We start from the raw sequence: 15,100 nt of genomic DNA, 5'->3' as shown, positions 1-15,100 counted from the left end.
TTTGACCAATTGTCCCAACGACCCAGAATGGCGACATTCCTCCCAACACAATGGAGGATGCCATGAGCACCACTGCAGTCAAATCGCCCACGACGCCGAAAATGGTTCTGCGCCCCGCTGCAAAGAGGGGGCACGCGGATCATGGCTGGCTGAAGTCCGCCCACAGTTTTTCCTTTGCCAGCTACTACGATCCGCAGCACACGCATTTTGAGGCCCTGAGGGTCATCAATGATGACTTTGTCGCTGCGGGAGGCGGCTTTCCGCCTCACCCGCACCAGGATTTCGAGATCTTCTCCTACGTCCTGGAGGGCCAGATCGAGCACAAGGACAGCTTGGGCAACGGGTCTGTGGTTGGCGCGGGCGGCATTCAATTCATGACGACGGGGTCTGGCGTCCGGCATTCGGAATATAATCCAAGCCAGACGGACGATCTGCGCTTTCTGCAGATCTGGCTGATGCCGGCGACCCGCGGCGCCCGCCCCCGCTATGAGGTCAAGCAGCTGTCGCCAGAGGAAAAGGCGGGGAAACTCGCCCTTTTCATCGCTGAGGACGGCCGCGATGGCGCGATCCGCACATTGGCGCCCGCTGATGTCTATGCGGGCACGTTTGATGGAGAGCAGGCGACCAGTTTTGACATTCGTCGGGGTCGCAAAGCCTGGCTGCAGATGGCGCGCGGAAGCGCCAGCGTGAACGGCCAGAAGCTTGGTCGCGGAGATGGTCTCGCCATTGTCGAGCCGGGCACAGTGACGATTTCCGAGGGTCAGGACGCCGAGATTCTGCTGTTTGACCTCCAGACGATCAGCTAGGCTGAAACAACCCAAGCGGGAAAATCACGCAATGACGGGTCAGGCGACGCGAAACCGCGTCGCCTGACCTGCAATTAAAGCCCTATTGCGCCGCACAAAATGAGTTTTATTCTTTCTCAATTTCAACGGTATGCTTAACATCGCGTATCACGACGCGATCAGGGGGATGATCATCATGAGACAGAATTTGCTGAAGTCTTTGCCATTACGGATGGTCGCCGCCACGCTGACGCTCTTCACGACGATGGGGATCGCGTCCGCTGCGACCTATTCTGTCAAGTTGCAGCCCATAACGATCTGTGAGCCCGCCGTTCCAGAGAGCTGCGTTCTGCCCACATTTGACGTGGACTATCTGAACGCGATTTTCGGTGTCATCGGCATCTTCGTCGACGTTCAGCCCAGCTATCAGATCACGGCCGTCACGCCGACACGCGAGGCCGGTACGAACAATGTCAGACCGGTGGAGACGCTGACGGATTACACCGACTTCCAAGACGCCATGGGTTTCGATCCGAATACCATCTATATCGGCTTTACGGACAGTATGATCGATACGATCCTGGGCCTCGCCTATGTGAACGATCCGGATGACACTTACCCAGCCCCATACGGTCTCGTTGAAAATCTGGCCGCGCTGGCGATCCTGGCCGGTGACGCGGTGACGCCAGCTCAACAGGGCCAGGTCACCCGCTTCATCACCGCCGTTCTGGCGCATGAGATGGGTCACGTCCTCAGCGCCATTCATCCAGAGGGCGACAATTCATCCCTGATGGCTGAATATATCAGCGCCACCCCGTTTGCAGATCCAAGTTTCGTAGCGATGTTCTCGCCTTTCTCGGCCGAGCAGATCCTGCGGAGCAATCTGCTGGAGCCTGTGGTTGTGCCCCTGCCTGCCGCCCTGCCGCTCTTTGCGGCCGGCTTTGGCGGGTTGCTGTGGGGTCGTCGACGGGCCACTGCCGCCGCCTGATCAATCAGAAGATACCAACTCAAAAACGCCCGCCTGAAGCCAGGCGGGCGTTTTTCATGTCTGAGGGGTTCGTTCCTTGGCTGATTAGAAACCGAGGGCGATGGACGCGCGCAGCAGGCTGTCCGTGGCCTCACGCCCGACGGGGGGATCAGTCTCATGGGTGACCTTGTAGGACAGCCGCGATGACAGCGCTTCGGTCAGCTTGGTCTTGATCGCCGCTTCGGTCGACAGGGTCGTGTTCTCTTCGGAATAGGTCACGTCGAGATCGTGCTCGATGGCGACATTCTCACGCAGCGTCCAGTTGAGGTCACTGCCGGCATAGAGCGCAAATTCCGTCTCGGAATCTTCGAAATCTTCCGGTACCGGCCCCTCCGGTGTCTCGAGTACCGTGTACTGCACCCCCGGACCGGCGAGAACGTCCCACGTCGTGCGGTCATTCTCGATCAGGCTGTGCCCGAGACCGGCGCCCAGAAAAGCGCGGCTTTCAAAGCCTGAAAAGCTGTCCTGTTCATACCGCGCCCGGCCATAGATGAAGGTGCGGTCACCGGTCTGGATCTCCATCCGGTACCGGGCAAACCAGTTGTCCTGCGTGACGGCGCTCACGTCTTCCCCGTCATCATCACGGGTCGTCGATTCGGCGTAGTTGGCGCCGGCAGCCACATCATGGGTGTACCGCCCAAGCACGCGGCGCGCATCGAGCTTCAGGCCCAGAACCGTGTTCTCGGTATTGCCCGAAGCGGACGCAGCGGAGAATTCGACCGAGCCGTCCCAGTTTTCTTTGCCCTTGTCGTCGGCCGCGAGAGGCTCAACGGCGAATGTGCCGACCACGCCCAGCAAACTCATCGTCATCAGATCCATCATCGGCTCCTTCCTTTTTCTCGTTATTCAGTCGGATGTATTGTCGGGACTGTCGGCCCCCTTCTCAACCCCGCAGCCACCGCATTTTGGTAAACAGAGGGTTACGACGCCTCCATGGCCGACTGGCGGCCACAAAAAAGCCCCGGACAGCGAACCGTCCGGGGCCAGAAGTGTTCAGACCACGAAGGTCTTAATTGTCACCTTCAGTGTCGCGCAGGGCGGCACCGAGAATGTCGCCGAGCGACGCACCGCTATCGGCAGAGCCGAACTGTTCGACGGCTTCTTTCTCTTCAGCCATCTCACGCGATTTGATCGAGAGCGACAGACGACGCGACTGGGAGTCCAGTGCGACGATCCGGGCGTCGACCTTGTCACCGATTGCGAAACGCTCAGGGCGCTGTTCGTTACGGTCACGGCTAAGGTCCGATTTGCGGATGAAGGCTTTAGGCCCGCCATCGCCACCAACGCGAACTTCGATCCCGCCGTTTTCAACGGCCGTCACTTCACACGTTACATCGTCGCCGCGGCGCAGTTCACCGATCGCATCCATTGGATCGTTGGCAACCTGCTTGATGCCGAGGGAGATACGCTCTTTGTCCGGATCAACGTCAAGGACCTTGGCCTGGACAACCTGGCCTTTGGAGTATTCCTTGATCGCGTCATCGCCTGACCGCTCCCAATCGAGATCGGAAAGGTGGACCATGCCGTCCATGTCGTCGTCGATACCAACGAACAGACCGAACTCGGTGATGTTCTTGATTTCGCCTTCGATGACGGAGCCGATGGGGTGACGCTCAGCAAAGCTCTCCCATGGATTCGACAGGGTCTGCTTGAGGCCCAGCGAAATCCGGCGCTTCTGCTCGTCGACTTCCAGCACCATGACGTCCACTTCCTGGCTTGGAGAGACGATGGATGATGGCGGCACGTTTTTCTTGACCCACGACATTTCAGAAACGTGGACGAGGCCTTCAATGCCATCTTCCAGTTCAACAAACGCGCCGTAGTCGGTGATGTTCGTGACCTTGCCGTGGAACTTGCCACCGATTGGGTACTTGGCGGAAACGCCTTCCCATGGATCGGGCTGCAGCTGCTTCATGCCGAGCGAGATACGTGACGTTTCTGGGTTGATCTTGATGATCTTGACCCGGACCGTGTCGTTCACGTTCAACACTTCGGATGGGTGGTTGACCCGGCTCCAGCTCATGTCGGTGACGTGCAGCAGGCCATCGACGCCTGGTGCCAGCTCGACGAACGCACCGTAATCGGTGATGTTCTTGACGACGCCATCGCGCTCGTCACCCTCGTTCAGGTCACGGACGACTTCCTGGCGATGTTCTGCACGATCCTCTTCGAGAACCGAACGACGGGACACCACGATATTGCCGCGGCGCTTGTCCATTTTCAGGATCTTGAAGGGCTGAGTGATGTTCATCAGCGGGCTCGCATCGCGAACCGGACGAATGTCCACCTGGCTGCCTGGCAGGAACGCCACAGCGCCGCCGAGGTCGACTGTGAAGCCACCCTTCACGCGGTTGAAGATGACGCCTTCGACGCGATCTTCATCCTCGAATGATTTTTCAAGACGTTCCCATGCCTCTTCGCGGCGCGCACGGTCACGGCTGATGACGGCTTCGCCATGGGCATTTTCGATACGATCGATGAAAACGTCGACCTGATCGCCAACCTTGACTTTTTTGTCAGATGACGGATCAAAGAATTCACGCAAAGGCACGCGGCCTTCAGTCTTGAGGCCAACATCAACGATGGCCATGTCTTTTTCGATACCGGTGATGGTACCTTTGACAACGGTCTGTTCGAAGGAGACGCGATCAACGACCGAGGCTTCGAACATTTCCGCGAAATCGTCGCGGGACGGGTTAAACGTTTCGGACAAAATTTCCTCAAAGGGTGGCGGCAAGCCGCCTGGTTCGGGCCAGTCCTTCGTCGCGGGAAGAAAGAGCCAGCGTTGAGAGATCAAAATGCGCGTCCACCAATCCGGGCAATAGCCTTAAATCAACGGAAAAATCAGGGCGATAACGCGCATCTCTCCTTGTCTGGCCATGTGGATGGCGGGGCACACCCCGCGATGGGCGGCGGTTTATCCCCAAAGTGCGCCGGTAGCAAGGGCGCTTGGCCGCTTCCCCGTTCGAAGGGCGGCCCGGAAGATCCGGACCGCCCAACGCCGTCTCCACGTCAGGTCAGGTGATGAAGACGGTAACCTGTGGGTCGCCATGTCCGATGCGTTGGAGAGAACTGCCATCTGCAAGGGATACCAGAATTATGGCGATTGAACGTCGCTCGTAAAGCGAACAATTCCAAAGGGTTAACGCGTCAACGACGCGCTGCCCGCCGCCCCGGCCAGTGCCGCGTTGAAAGCCTCAAGACCGATCTTCCCTTGATTTATTATCGATAAACAGCAAAATCAGTAGCGCGCCATCAGGAATGCCCCATGCTCTTGCGTTGCCTTCTCCCGCTTGCCGCCCTCAGTCTTGCCAGCTGCGCCTCTCCGCCGGTTGAGGCCGAGGATGTCACCGCAGTTCACCCCCCACTCCATGTCGAGGTCGATGGTGCTGGTGAGCCGGCCCTTGTCTTTATCAGCGGCAATGGGGCGGATTTGACGGCCTGGGCACCGATCATGGACGCAGTCTCTGAGATGAATAGCCGTGTGGTACGCTATGATCGCGCCGGCCTTGGTCAAAGTCCGCTCAGCCCACCGCCCTACAGCATTGATGATGAGGCGGCGGCGCTGGAGCGCGCGCTTGCGGACAACGCCGTCAGTGGCCCCATCGTCATTGTCGCTCATTCCTATGGCGGGCTGATCGGCTTTCTTCTCGCTGAGAACTCAAGAGAGATCGTGGGCATGGTCCTTGTGGACGCGTTGATACCGACGGAGCTGTCGCCCCAATACACCGACATGATCCTGGCGCAGTACCGGCCACAATATGACATGGTCCGGGCGCAGGCTCCGCAGCTTGCGAAAGCGGTGATCCCCGTCGTCGAGGCCTATCCCGAAACCGCGGCCCGCATGGCCACTGTGCGTATCCGGACCGATCTGCCGCTGATCGATATCCGAGCGGAAAACGGTACTGTCGCAGACCCGGTCATTGCAGAGGCCGTTCGGATCGCACATTCTCAATTCGTTGGCGCTTCGCGTTATCGTCGGCGTGTGCTGGCCAAGGGCAGCGGTCACAACGTGATGCAGGATCGGCCAGATGTGGTGATCGAAGCCGTTGCCAATATGCTGGCCCTGACGCGCGGCAACTGACCTAGCGCCGATCCTGTCCGCGAGACAGCACTGTGCCAAACGCCACGCCAAGGGCCACGCCGACGCCGACCCACATACCCATCTCTCCGGTAGCAGCACCCATCGCCGCGCCGAAAGCCACGCCCATCGCTATGCTCGGACCCATTCTGTTCATCGTGATCTCCTTCTCTCTTAATTGAAAAATGGAGAATGAACCGACGAATGTCAAGTACGCTTTACATCACTCCCTTCTGAACAGGGCTGGCAATATCGCTCGCTTCCGCCCACACTCCGGGGAAAATGGAGGAACACTGATGCTCACCAAGCCATTTGCTCTTGCTGCCTGCACCGCGATAGCGACATTGACCGGCACGAGCGCCCTCGCCGCTGAGCCGTTCGCATGGCCCGAAGGGAAGAAGGCGGCCGTCGTGCTGACCTATGATGACAGCATGCCGTCGCATCTGGACATTGCGATTCCGGCGCTCGACGCCGCAGGAATCAAAGGCACGTTCTTTCTCAACGGCACCTTCGCAAACGAGTCTGTCGAACGCTGGCGCGCTACCGCTGAAAGCGGTCATGAGCTTGGCAATCACAGTGTCTTTCACCCCTGCCGCGCAGGCTCTTTCGAGATGCCAGAGCAATATCACCTCGAGAACTACAGTGTCGCAACGATGCTCAATGAACTCCGTGTGATGAATAACCTGCTGACGGCGCTCGACGGCAAGGCCATGCACACCTACGCCACGCCTTGCGGCAATACGCTGGCCGGCGGTGAAGACTTTATCGCGCCGATCATGGAAGCGGGTTTTGCACCGGCCATCCGCGGCGTTGCGGCACCCGAGCATGATCCTAACAAGATTGAACTGAACGCGGTTCCCAGTGAATGGTTCCCCGAGGATGCCAGCGGCAAGGACATGATCCGCGCAGTCAAGGCCGTTGAGAAAGAGGGCGGCCTTCTGGTCATCGGATTTCACGGCGTGGGTGCTGATTATCTGACCGTGCCTGCAGCGTCCCACAAAGAGCTCGCGGACTATCTGGGCGCGCATACGGATGAAATCTGGGTGGCACCGTTCGGCGAGGTCATGGCCTGGGTGGCGACGCACCAGTCTGAAGCGGATTAACCGACCGCTTCGTTTCGGTCTTCGATGGCGTTGTCGATGAACCGGCACGCCCTGGCGAAAACTGCGTCGGCGTCCAGCTTTGTCGTGTCGATGAACTGGGCGTCGGCAGCCGGCCGCATCGGTGCCGTTTCCCGGCCCGAATCCCGCGCATCGCGACGCTTGATGTCTTCGAGCGTCATTTCATAGGATAGCCCGCCATCGCGCTGGCGCAGTTCTTCATGCCGTCGCCGCGCGCGCTCTTCCGGCGCTGCCGTGATGTAGAATTTGACGAGGGCATCGGGGCATACGACCGTACCGATGTCCCGGCCGTCAAGCACGGCACCGGCCGCGCCATGAGGCGGCTTGGCCGCGAACTGCCGCTGAAAATCCAGAAGCGCGGCGCGCACCACCGGCAGGGCCGCGACCCGCGATGCCGCACGGCCGACATCCGGGGTACGGATGTCGGCACCGGCAATCTGTTCAAGGGAGAATGATCGCGCGGTCTCACCGGCAGCGGCCTCGTCACCAGGATCGAGATTTTTCGACAACATGACCCAGCCGACACCGCGATAGAGCGTCCCGGTGTCGAGATAGGCCAGCTCGTAATAGCTGGCGATGCGGCGGGAAAGGGTTCCCTTACCCGAGGCGGCTGGTCCATCTACGGCAATAATGATCGGGCGTACTGCAGTCATGGAAGCAGCTTGTAGAGCGTTTTTTCAGATTGTGCAGCCCGAAACCCACCCTAAGGCGCAGAGAATTGCGCCTATTGTTGCGATGCCCTTCCCTCGTGGCGTTCGCCGTCGACAAACGTCATAAGGGCATCAACCTTCTCCCAGGACGAGCGGAACGGGTCTGCGGTCAGCACCGTAATGTCGGCTCTGTAGCCCGGCGCGAGGCGACCGAGCTCATCCTCCCTGAACACGGCGTAGGCGGCCTTGGTCGTGAAGATGGCCAGCGCCTGCTGTTCGGTCAGAGCCTCTTCCGGGTGCCAGTCCGGGCCCTCATAGCCGTTCAGCGCGAACCGGCGCGTGGCCGCGTGAAGTTCAATCGCGGGCTCACCCTGCTCAACCGGTGCATCGGAGCCGCCGACAACGATGGCACCCTGCTCTACCAGCGACCGCCAGGCATAGGCGCCTTTCAGACGCTCTGACCCCAGACGATCTCCTGCGAAATAAAGATCGCCAATGGCGTGACTGGGTTGCATCGACGCAATCACCGCCTGTTTGGCGAAGCGAGCAATATCATCAACCTTCAGGATCTGAGCATGCTCGATCCGCCAGCGATGGTCGGCGATCTGCGGTTCGTAAAGCAGCTTCCAGTACCAGTCGAGCACGATCCGATTGCCCTTGTCGCCAATGGCGTGGGTTGCAACCTGCAGACCCGCATCGAGCGCTTTCTGCATCATCGGCCGCGCCTCATCGCCTGTCATCAGCTGCAGACCCATGGTCGACGGCTCATCGCTGTAGGGTGCAAAGAGAAGAGCCCCGCGTGAGCCCAGAGCGCCGTCGACATAAAATTTGATGCCCATGACACAGACGCGCATATCATCGGTGCACGTTTTTCCTTTTTCCGCTTGGGCGTCCAGCGCCTCGGGCACCAGATAGTTGAACACACGGATCGGCAGTTCGCCTGAGGCCCCCAATTCAGCCATCAAGTCAATCTCACCGGCGTCCACGGACATATTGTGCACGCTTGTCCAGCCGCGCGAAGCGTAGACATCAGCGCCTCTGCGCAAGGCCTCCTTGCGCTCCTCCCGTGTCGGCTTGTCGACCAGACCGGCGACCAGAGATTGCGCATTATCGATGAGGAGACCCGTGGCCCGACCGTTCCGGTCACGGACGATACGCCCGCCTTCGGGATCGGGGGTCTCGTCATCAATACCGGCGGCATCGAGCGCGGCACTGTTGACGACGGCTGCATGACCGTCTGACCGGCCCAGGATGACAATCCGGCCCTCGGCCACGGCATCGAGGTCGTCCCTGTTGGGCATCCGCTTTTCGGGCCAACCGGTCTCGATCCACCCGCGCCCCGTCAGCGGCTGTCCGTCCGGAAGATCCATCAACGCATCAGCCAGACGGGCTTTCAGCATCGCAATCGACGTGGTGCCTTCAAGGTTCAGTCGCATTTCCCGAAAGCCGATGCCGATCAGGTGGGCATGGGCATCGTGCAGACCCGGCAAGGCAACCGCCCCGTCCGGCAGAGAGATCACGCACGCGCCCTCATTTGGCGCAAGCGAGGCGTCGCCCACCTGCTGAATTTTCCCTTTCGAAAACGAAACGGCGCCCGCCCGTTCACCCGGGGCGGTGACAATATCACCGACAATCCAATGCTCCGGACACTCGGTAACATCAGAAACCACAGGTTGAGCCATGGCGACCGAAAATCCGGTCATTCCCGTCAAGATAGAAATTACGCTGCGTTTCATCATCCGGAACACCAATATCTTTCGTTATATGCCAGCAAAGCCTTGTGAGACTGGCCAGTCCCTATCATAGGTTATGACCTGTACCTTATTATACGACGCAGCGGAAAGGATCACCAATGGCGAGACCTGTAGCCGAATTTCGTCGGCCAGAAATTATTGAGGGCCTGCGGGTCACCCTGATCTCCAAAGGGGTTTCAATGCCGTCCAACGACGACATTGCAAAAAACGCAGGTATGTCGCGCCAACTGGTCCGACATTATTATTCGCGTCAGCAGCCCATCGCCGTTGACCTGGCCAAACGTCTGGCCGTCGAAACCCAAGAGGCTCTGAACCGGGGGCTTAATCAGTCACTGCCAGCGAAACGCCTGGATTTCCTGCTCGACTTCCTGTTCGGGATGGTTGCGGACGACGAACTCAGAATGCCGGGCGATGCCCCAGTGGAAGACGCCCTTCTCTCGCTTGCAGTGGGCGATGATCTGCTGAAAACAGAACTGAACGAAGAATACAGTGTTCTGATCAACCAGGTGAGCGGCGAGATTTCTCGTGCCTACCCGGCGATGGACCATTCCGCCTCGCTCGAACTTGCAGGCGTCGTGATGGCCTTGGCTTCTGGCCACCGCAAACTGGCGAGCTCCCTGGGGCTGTCGTCACAGTCCGACCAGCAGGCGCGAACGGCTGCGGCACGGATCATTGCAAGCTACGCCCAACAGGATACGCTGCCCATGCAGCAGGCCGCCGAAGAATCGAACTGACGTCAGACGTCTCTGCCAACAGCGTCAGCTACTGACGAAAAACCGTCGACAGCGAGGCGTTCGTTCAGCCCTTCCAGGATGTGGCTGACGAGATCCGGTCCCTTGTACACCAGCGCGGTGTAAAGCTGGACCAGAGACGCCCCTTTCAAAATCTTCGTGTACGCATCTTGTGGTCCCGCGATGCCGCCGACACCGATCAGCGGCAAGCGGCCGCCAATGGTCTTGGCAAAATCGTGAAGCACAGCCGTCGATAGCGGGAAGAGCGGGCGCCCGGAAAGCCCGCCCATTTCTTCGCCATGACGCTTCAGCCCCTCGCGCAGACCGATCGTCGTATTCGAGACGATCAGCCCATCGATGCCGGTGGACAGCGCCACCGATGCAATGTCCGCTTTGTCCTCGTCGGTGAGATCCGGGGCGACTTTCAGAAACACAGGGGTCTGCGCTGGCCTCGCCTCCAGCACGGCAGAGAGAAGCGCGGACAGCGCCGAAGCGTCCTGCAACGCCCGCAGACCGGGTGTATTCGGTGATGAGACATTGACCGTACAGAAATCAACATGCGGACCAAGACAGCGTATGCCCGATACGAAATCTGCCGTGCGGTCGACGCTGCTCTTGTTCGCCCCCAGATTGATGCCGATAATGCCAGCCTTGCCAGCACGGCGGGCCAGACGGCCGGCAATCACGTCCTGCCCCTCATTGTTGAAGCCATATCTGTTGATGATGGCGCGATCGGATCGAAGACGGAACACCCGTGGACGGTCATTGCCCGGTTGTGGCTTCGGGGTCGATGCCCCCACTTCCACAAAGCCAAAGCCCATCCGCAACATGGCATCAGGCACCTCGGCATTCTTGTCGAACCCTGCTGCAAGACCAAGCGGGTTCGGCAATGACAGACCCGCGACGGTGGTTGCCAGTGCCGGGAAGCGATCCTGCGGATACCGCGCGCCGACACCCGTCTTCAATGACTGCACGGTGAGCCGGTGCGCCCTTTCAGGATCAAGAAAGCTGAGTGCGAATGTTCCGTATCGCCACAATGACATGGTCAGGCCCTTTGGTAGGAAGAAACGGGTTCACGCGCCTTCGGCATTGTCGACGACATCGAACTGGCCGCTTGGCTGCTTGTTCACGGCCAGTTTATGCTGGACCCATTCTGTCCGGACAAAACCGTAATAGTGCGGAAAAACACCGTGATCGCTGGCGCCCTCCCACTTCAGGTCGTCAGCCAACGTCTTTTCGGCGAACCCGGCGCAGACAAGCTCGTCGCAATCCGCATAGAAGCGTGCGGCTGTTCCCATCACCTGATCGGGACCAGACAGATGGAAGAAGCCGTCCCGCTCATCATCGGCGTTGTAGGGCAGAAACCCCGACGCCAGAGCGATGTCCCAATGCCGTGTTGGCATAAGACGATAGACGAGACCCTTCCTGAACACGCTCACGTGGTCTGGACCTTGCGGCGTCGGCGGACATAGCTTGCCGTGCGGCGCTCAATCTCTTCGATGATAAGGGCTGCAACGTCCTTACCCGACGTTTTTTCAATCCCCTCAAGTCCCGGGCTGGAATTGACCTCCAACACTTTGGGACCGTCAGATGCACGCAGCATGTCGACCCCGGCCATGCCGAGCCCGAGGGATTTTGCGGCCAAGACGGCCGTCTCCCGCTCTTCCTTTGTGATCCGCACTTTCACAGCCGAGCCGCCCTGGTGTAGGTTGGACCGGAATTCACCGGACGCGGCGACCCGCTTGATCGCCGCAATCACTTTGCCGCCAACGACAAAGCAACGCACATCTTCACCGCCCGCTTCCTTGACGAATTGCTGGACGAGGAAATCGGCGCGCAGGCCCCGGAAGGCAGACACCACCGAATCGGCGGCCTTTTTGGTCTCTGCCAGAACGACGCCGCGACCTTGGGTTGATTCAAGCAATTTCACGATCAGGGGCGGCGATCCGATCAGGCCAATCAGATTGTTCGTGTCCTTCGGCGAAGACGCAAACGCGGTTGTCGGCATCCCAATGCCGTCACGCGCAAGGATCTGATGCGCATAAAGCTTGTCCCGCGAGGCGGTAATGGCGTGGGCGGAATTGATGCAGTAGGCGCCAATGGCCTCGAACTGGCGCACCACGGCCGTACCATAGGATGTCACAGACGCGCCAATGCGCGGAATGACAGCGTCATAGTGCGGCAGGGCGCGGCCGTCATAATGCACTTCCGGCCGACCCGCATTGATCAGCATGTAGCAGCGGGTCGTATCGATCATTTCGATCACGTGCTCGCGGCTTTCGGCGGCCTCGACGAGGCGCTTGGTCGAGTACGAATTGGGCTCGCGCGTCAGGATCGCCATGCGGAGAGAGCGACGGGTCGGCGCCCGCTTGGCCACCGCATCGTAGACGGAATAGTCAAGCTTGGGCTGCTGGAACGATGAGGACGGCAGGACCCTTGGTTCCATGTCGAAGGGGAATGACTGCAACGCCTGGCGGCCCAGCAGCATGTGAAAGCTCATGCCCTCCCGATCCGTCAGCGTGCACTGGATCTTCCACTCCTTGTCCCCCATGCGGATCGGCGTTTCGATCACGTACCGCATCTCGGACTCGCCGTTGGAGCTCGTCACCTCACGCCGATCGATGACGTCCGCCGAGCAGTAGATCTCGACTTCAGGCTTTTCAGGAATGGGATGGATACCAAAGCGGACTTTCGGGCGCCCGGAAGGGCCAAAAGGATCAACCGTAAAGGCATGGAGCGAAGAGGTCCGCGCGCCGGTGTCCACTTTCACCTTCAGCGCTGGCAGTCCCAGTTTCGGCAGGGAACACCACTCTTCCCAGCCGAGCATAAATTCAGTTTTGGTCACTCAGTCTCCTCGAGGGTCATATGACGGGCGCGTGCCGCGTGTTCGATGGCCGCAGCCCCCTCATCGCTCACCTTCAAGGCATTGCGAATAAGTTCGAGGACACGGATCTCCGCCATATCGATCGTTTCATCGGCCGTGACCACATCGACTACCGCGGCATAGGCCGTTTCGTTCAGATGGGCCGGCAGGGCCGCCGCCGCCGAATCGATCACCCGGTGCAGGCCGCCATCGGCGGACATGATGCTGCCGGCCTTTTCAGAGGTCGCGACGAGGTTGTCTTCGTCGTTCGCGGTAAACAGCGGAAAGGACCGCACAACGCGGCCAATTGTGCGCAATTCACGCTCATTCATGGTACCGTCGGAAGCTGACGTCAGCACCATGAGATAAATAACTGCTTCTTGGGGGGTCAAATTGACCAAGGATTCCGCCATACGCCTGTTTCCTTATTGATGGTCCGCTTGCTAGTCGGCTCCGCGTCCCATCGCAAATTCATTGCGCACCGTAAAGAAGACGAAAAGGGTTTCCCCGTGTCCGAGCACACCTTCACCACCGAAGACTTCGCCGAGGCCAAGGCATGGCCGTTCCAAGAGGCCAAGGCCCTGGTCAAACGGCTGGAGAAGATGGACAAGGACGCCCCCGTGGTCTTCCAGACGGGCTATGGCCCATCGGGCCTCCCGCATCTTGGGACATTCGGCGAAGTGGCGCGCACCAGCATGGTGCGCCACGCCTTTGAATGTCTGACCGGCCGCTCAACGCGCCTGATCTGCTTTTCCGATGATATGGACGGCATGCGCAAAGTGCCGCCGACCGTGCCCAATCCAGAGCAGCTTGAGGCCTATCTGCAGATGCCGCTGTGCCGCGTGCCCGACCCGTTCGGCACGCATGAAAGCTTTTCGGCCCACAATAATGCCCGTCTGCAGGCCTTTCTCGACCAGTTCGGCTTTGAGTATGAGTTCCAGTCAGCAGCGGCAGCCTATCGCGATGGCCTGTTCGATTCGACACTGGTGCGGGTGCTGGAGGTCTATGACGAGATCATGGACATTATTCTGCCCACGCTGGGTGAAGAACGTCGCCAGACCTACTCCCCCATCCTGCCTATCAGCCCCAGCACCGGCCGTGTTCTCTATGTGCCGATCCTTGAGCGCGACGCTGCGACGGGCGAAGTCGTTTTCGAGGACGAAGATGGCACGAAGGTGACGAGCTCGGTCAAGGGCGGCGCGGTCAAGCTGCAGTGGAAGGCCGATTGGGCCGGCCGCTGGTACGCGCTCGGCGTTGACTATGAGATGGCCGGTGAAGACCTGACTGAATCGGTTCGCCTCTCGAACCGGATCGTGAAGGCGCTGGGGGGCACCCCGCCCGCGGGCTTCAATTATCAGCTCTTCCTCGACGAGAACGGCAACAAGATCTCCAAGACCAAAGGCAACGGCCTGACGATCGAGGAATGGCTGCGCTATGCGGCGCCGGAAAGTCTGTCGCTGTACAATTTCCACCAGCCCAAAAAGGCCAAGAAGCTGTATTTCGACGTCATCCCCAAAACGGTCGACGAGTACTGGCAGCACGTGGCGCGCTATCCCGAGATGGACGGCGCGAAGAAAATCGATAACCCGGCATGGCACGTCCATAGCGGCGAGCCGCCCGCCGTTGTGCCGCCGGTCAGCTTTGGCCTGCTGATGAATATCGTCGACGCCTCAGGCACATCCGACACCGATATCCTGCGCGGCTTTGTGCAGAAGTACCGACCTGATGCCAGCCCGGCGGCCATGGCGGCGCTGGAGCCCATGCTCGGCTATGCGATCAATTACTTCGAAGATTTCGTGAAGCCGAAGAAACAGTTCCGTGCACCAACCGATCAGGAACGTCAGGCCCTTGAGTTCCTGGCGGACCGCTTCGAAGGCATGGATAAAGATCTTGCCGAAGATGATTACCAGACGGCCGTCTTTGATGCCGGCAAATCGGTAAGTTACGAGAACATCCGCGAATGGTTCAAGGGACTGTATGAGGTCGTCTTCGGCCAGTCCGACGGTCCGCGCATGGGGCCCTTCACCAAGATCTACGGCCCCAAACCGACGGCAGCATTGATCCGTGAGGCGCTGGCACGTTAACCGG

15 protein-coding genes are annotated in these 15,100 nt (G+C 59.6%); 6 read left to right on the top strand and 9 right to left on the bottom strand.

Annotation, left to right across the window (positions count from 1 at the left end; translation table 11 throughout):
- Positions 1-62: 62 nt before the first annotated feature.
- Positions 63-806 (top strand): pirin family protein, encoded by a 744-nt coding sequence (locus tag RUI03_RS02455; RefSeq protein WP_317288702.1) that lies wholly within the window; start codon positions 63-65, stop codon positions 804-806.
- A gap of 175 nt (positions 807-981) precedes the next feature.
- Complete coding sequence (locus tag RUI03_RS02450; RefSeq protein ID WP_317288701.1) at positions 982-1,773, top strand: VPLPA-CTERM sorting domain-containing protein; 792 nt, start codon at positions 982-984, stop codon at positions 1,771-1,773.
- Between the two features lie 84 nt (positions 1,774-1,857).
- On the opposite strand, the gene RUI03_RS02445 is transcribed toward RUI03_RS02450, so the two are convergent.
- Together RUI03_RS02445 and rpsA are read right to left on the bottom strand one after the other, a co-directional pair.
- Complete coding sequence (locus tag RUI03_RS02445; RefSeq protein WP_317288700.1) at positions 1,858-2,634, bottom strand: DUF481 domain-containing protein; 777 nt, start codon at positions 2,632-2,634, stop codon at positions 1,858-1,860.
- Between the two features lie 187 nt (positions 2,635-2,821).
- On the bottom strand, positions 2,822-4,525 hold the full coding sequence (rpsA, locus tag RUI03_RS02440) for a 30S ribosomal protein S1 (RefSeq protein WP_317288699.1): 1,704 nt from the start codon (positions 4,523-4,525) through the stop codon (positions 2,822-2,824).
- 555 nt (positions 4,526-5,080) lie between these two features.
- On the opposite strand from rpsA, the gene RUI03_RS02435 reads away from it, so the two are divergent.
- The gene (locus RUI03_RS02435; RefSeq protein ID WP_317288698.1) at positions 5,081-5,896 is read left to right on the top strand and encodes an alpha/beta hydrolase; all 816 of its coding nucleotides are present in this window, start codon (positions 5,081-5,083) and stop codon (positions 5,894-5,896) included.
- Position 5,897: 1 nt separating this feature from the next.
- Here RUI03_RS02435 and RUI03_RS02430 read toward each other — a convergent pair whose 3' ends face one another.
- Positions 5,898-6,050, bottom strand: coding sequence for a hypothetical protein (locus RUI03_RS02430; RefSeq protein ID WP_317288697.1), 153 nt, complete (start codon positions 6,048-6,050; stop codon positions 5,898-5,900).
- Between the two features lie 139 nt (positions 6,051-6,189).
- Between RUI03_RS02430 and RUI03_RS02425 the strand changes: the two genes are divergently transcribed.
- Positions 6,190-6,996, top strand: coding sequence for a polysaccharide deacetylase family protein (locus tag RUI03_RS02425; protein ID WP_317288696.1), 807 nt, complete (start codon positions 6,190-6,192; stop codon positions 6,994-6,996).
- Here the strand turns inward: RUI03_RS02425 and cmk are convergent.
- Together cmk and RUI03_RS02415 are read right to left on the bottom strand one after the other, a co-directional pair.
- On the bottom strand, positions 6,993-7,649 hold the full coding sequence (gene cmk / locus RUI03_RS02420; RefSeq protein ID WP_410795901.1) for a (d)CMP kinase: 657 nt from the start codon (positions 7,647-7,649) through the stop codon (positions 6,993-6,995). The two genes, RUI03_RS02425 and cmk, sit on opposite strands and share 4 nt — an antisense overlap.
- A gap of 89 nt (positions 7,650-7,738) precedes the next feature.
- Complete coding sequence (locus tag RUI03_RS02415; RefSeq protein WP_317288694.1) at positions 7,739-9,367, bottom strand: amidohydrolase; 1,629 nt, start codon at positions 9,365-9,367, stop codon at positions 7,739-7,741.
- A gap of 149 nt (positions 9,368-9,516) precedes the next feature.
- Between RUI03_RS02415 and RUI03_RS02410 the strand changes: the two genes are divergently transcribed.
- The gene (locus tag RUI03_RS02410; protein WP_317288693.1) at positions 9,517-10,152 is read left to right on the top strand and encodes a TetR/AcrR family transcriptional regulator; all 636 of its coding nucleotides are present in this window, start codon (positions 9,517-9,519) and stop codon (positions 10,150-10,152) included.
- A 2-nt stretch (positions 10,153-10,154) separates the two neighbouring features.
- Here the strand turns inward: RUI03_RS02410 and RUI03_RS02405 are convergent, their stop codons facing one another.
- From RUI03_RS02405 to RUI03_RS02390, 4 genes are read right to left on the bottom strand one after another with little or no spacing between them, the layout of a single operon-like run.
- Entirely contained in the window at positions 10,155-11,192 is a 1,038-nt protein-coding gene (locus tag RUI03_RS02405) for a quinone-dependent dihydroorotate dehydrogenase (RefSeq protein WP_317288692.1), read from the bottom strand.
- 30 nt (positions 11,193-11,222) lie between these two features.
- The gene (locus tag RUI03_RS02400) at positions 11,223-11,588 is read right to left on the bottom strand and encodes a DUF952 domain-containing protein (RefSeq protein WP_317288691.1); all 366 of its coding nucleotides are present in this window, start codon (positions 11,586-11,588) and stop codon (positions 11,223-11,225) included.
- Entirely contained in the window at positions 11,585-12,976 is a 1,392-nt protein-coding gene (rimK, locus tag RUI03_RS02395) for a 30S ribosomal protein S6--L-glutamate ligase (protein ID WP_410795900.1), read from the bottom strand. Before rimK ends, RUI03_RS02400 begins: the two co-directional genes overlap by 4 nt.
- Positions 12,977-12,990: 14 nt before the next feature.
- Positions 12,991-13,425: a tellurite resistance TerB family protein gene (locus RUI03_RS02390; RefSeq protein WP_317288689.1), complete on the bottom strand. Its 435-nt coding sequence runs from the start codon at positions 13,423-13,425 to the stop codon at positions 12,991-12,993.
- A 96-nt stretch (positions 13,426-13,521) separates the two neighbouring features.
- Here RUI03_RS02390 and RUI03_RS02385 point away from each other — a divergent pair, with 96 nt between their 5' ends.
- A complete protein-coding gene (locus RUI03_RS02385; protein WP_317288688.1) occupies positions 13,522-15,096 on the top strand; it encodes a lysine--tRNA ligase in 1,575 nt (524 codons plus the stop codon).
- The last annotated feature ends 4 nt before the right edge of the window (positions 15,097-15,100 follow it).

The organism is Parvularcula sp. LCG005, assembly GCF_032930845.1.
Lineage (GTDB): Bacteria > Pseudomonadota > Alphaproteobacteria > Caulobacterales > Parvularculaceae > Parvularcula.
The sequence above is the reverse complement of the archived record's forward strand: the minus strand, read 5'-3'. Positions and strand labels throughout refer to the sequence as shown.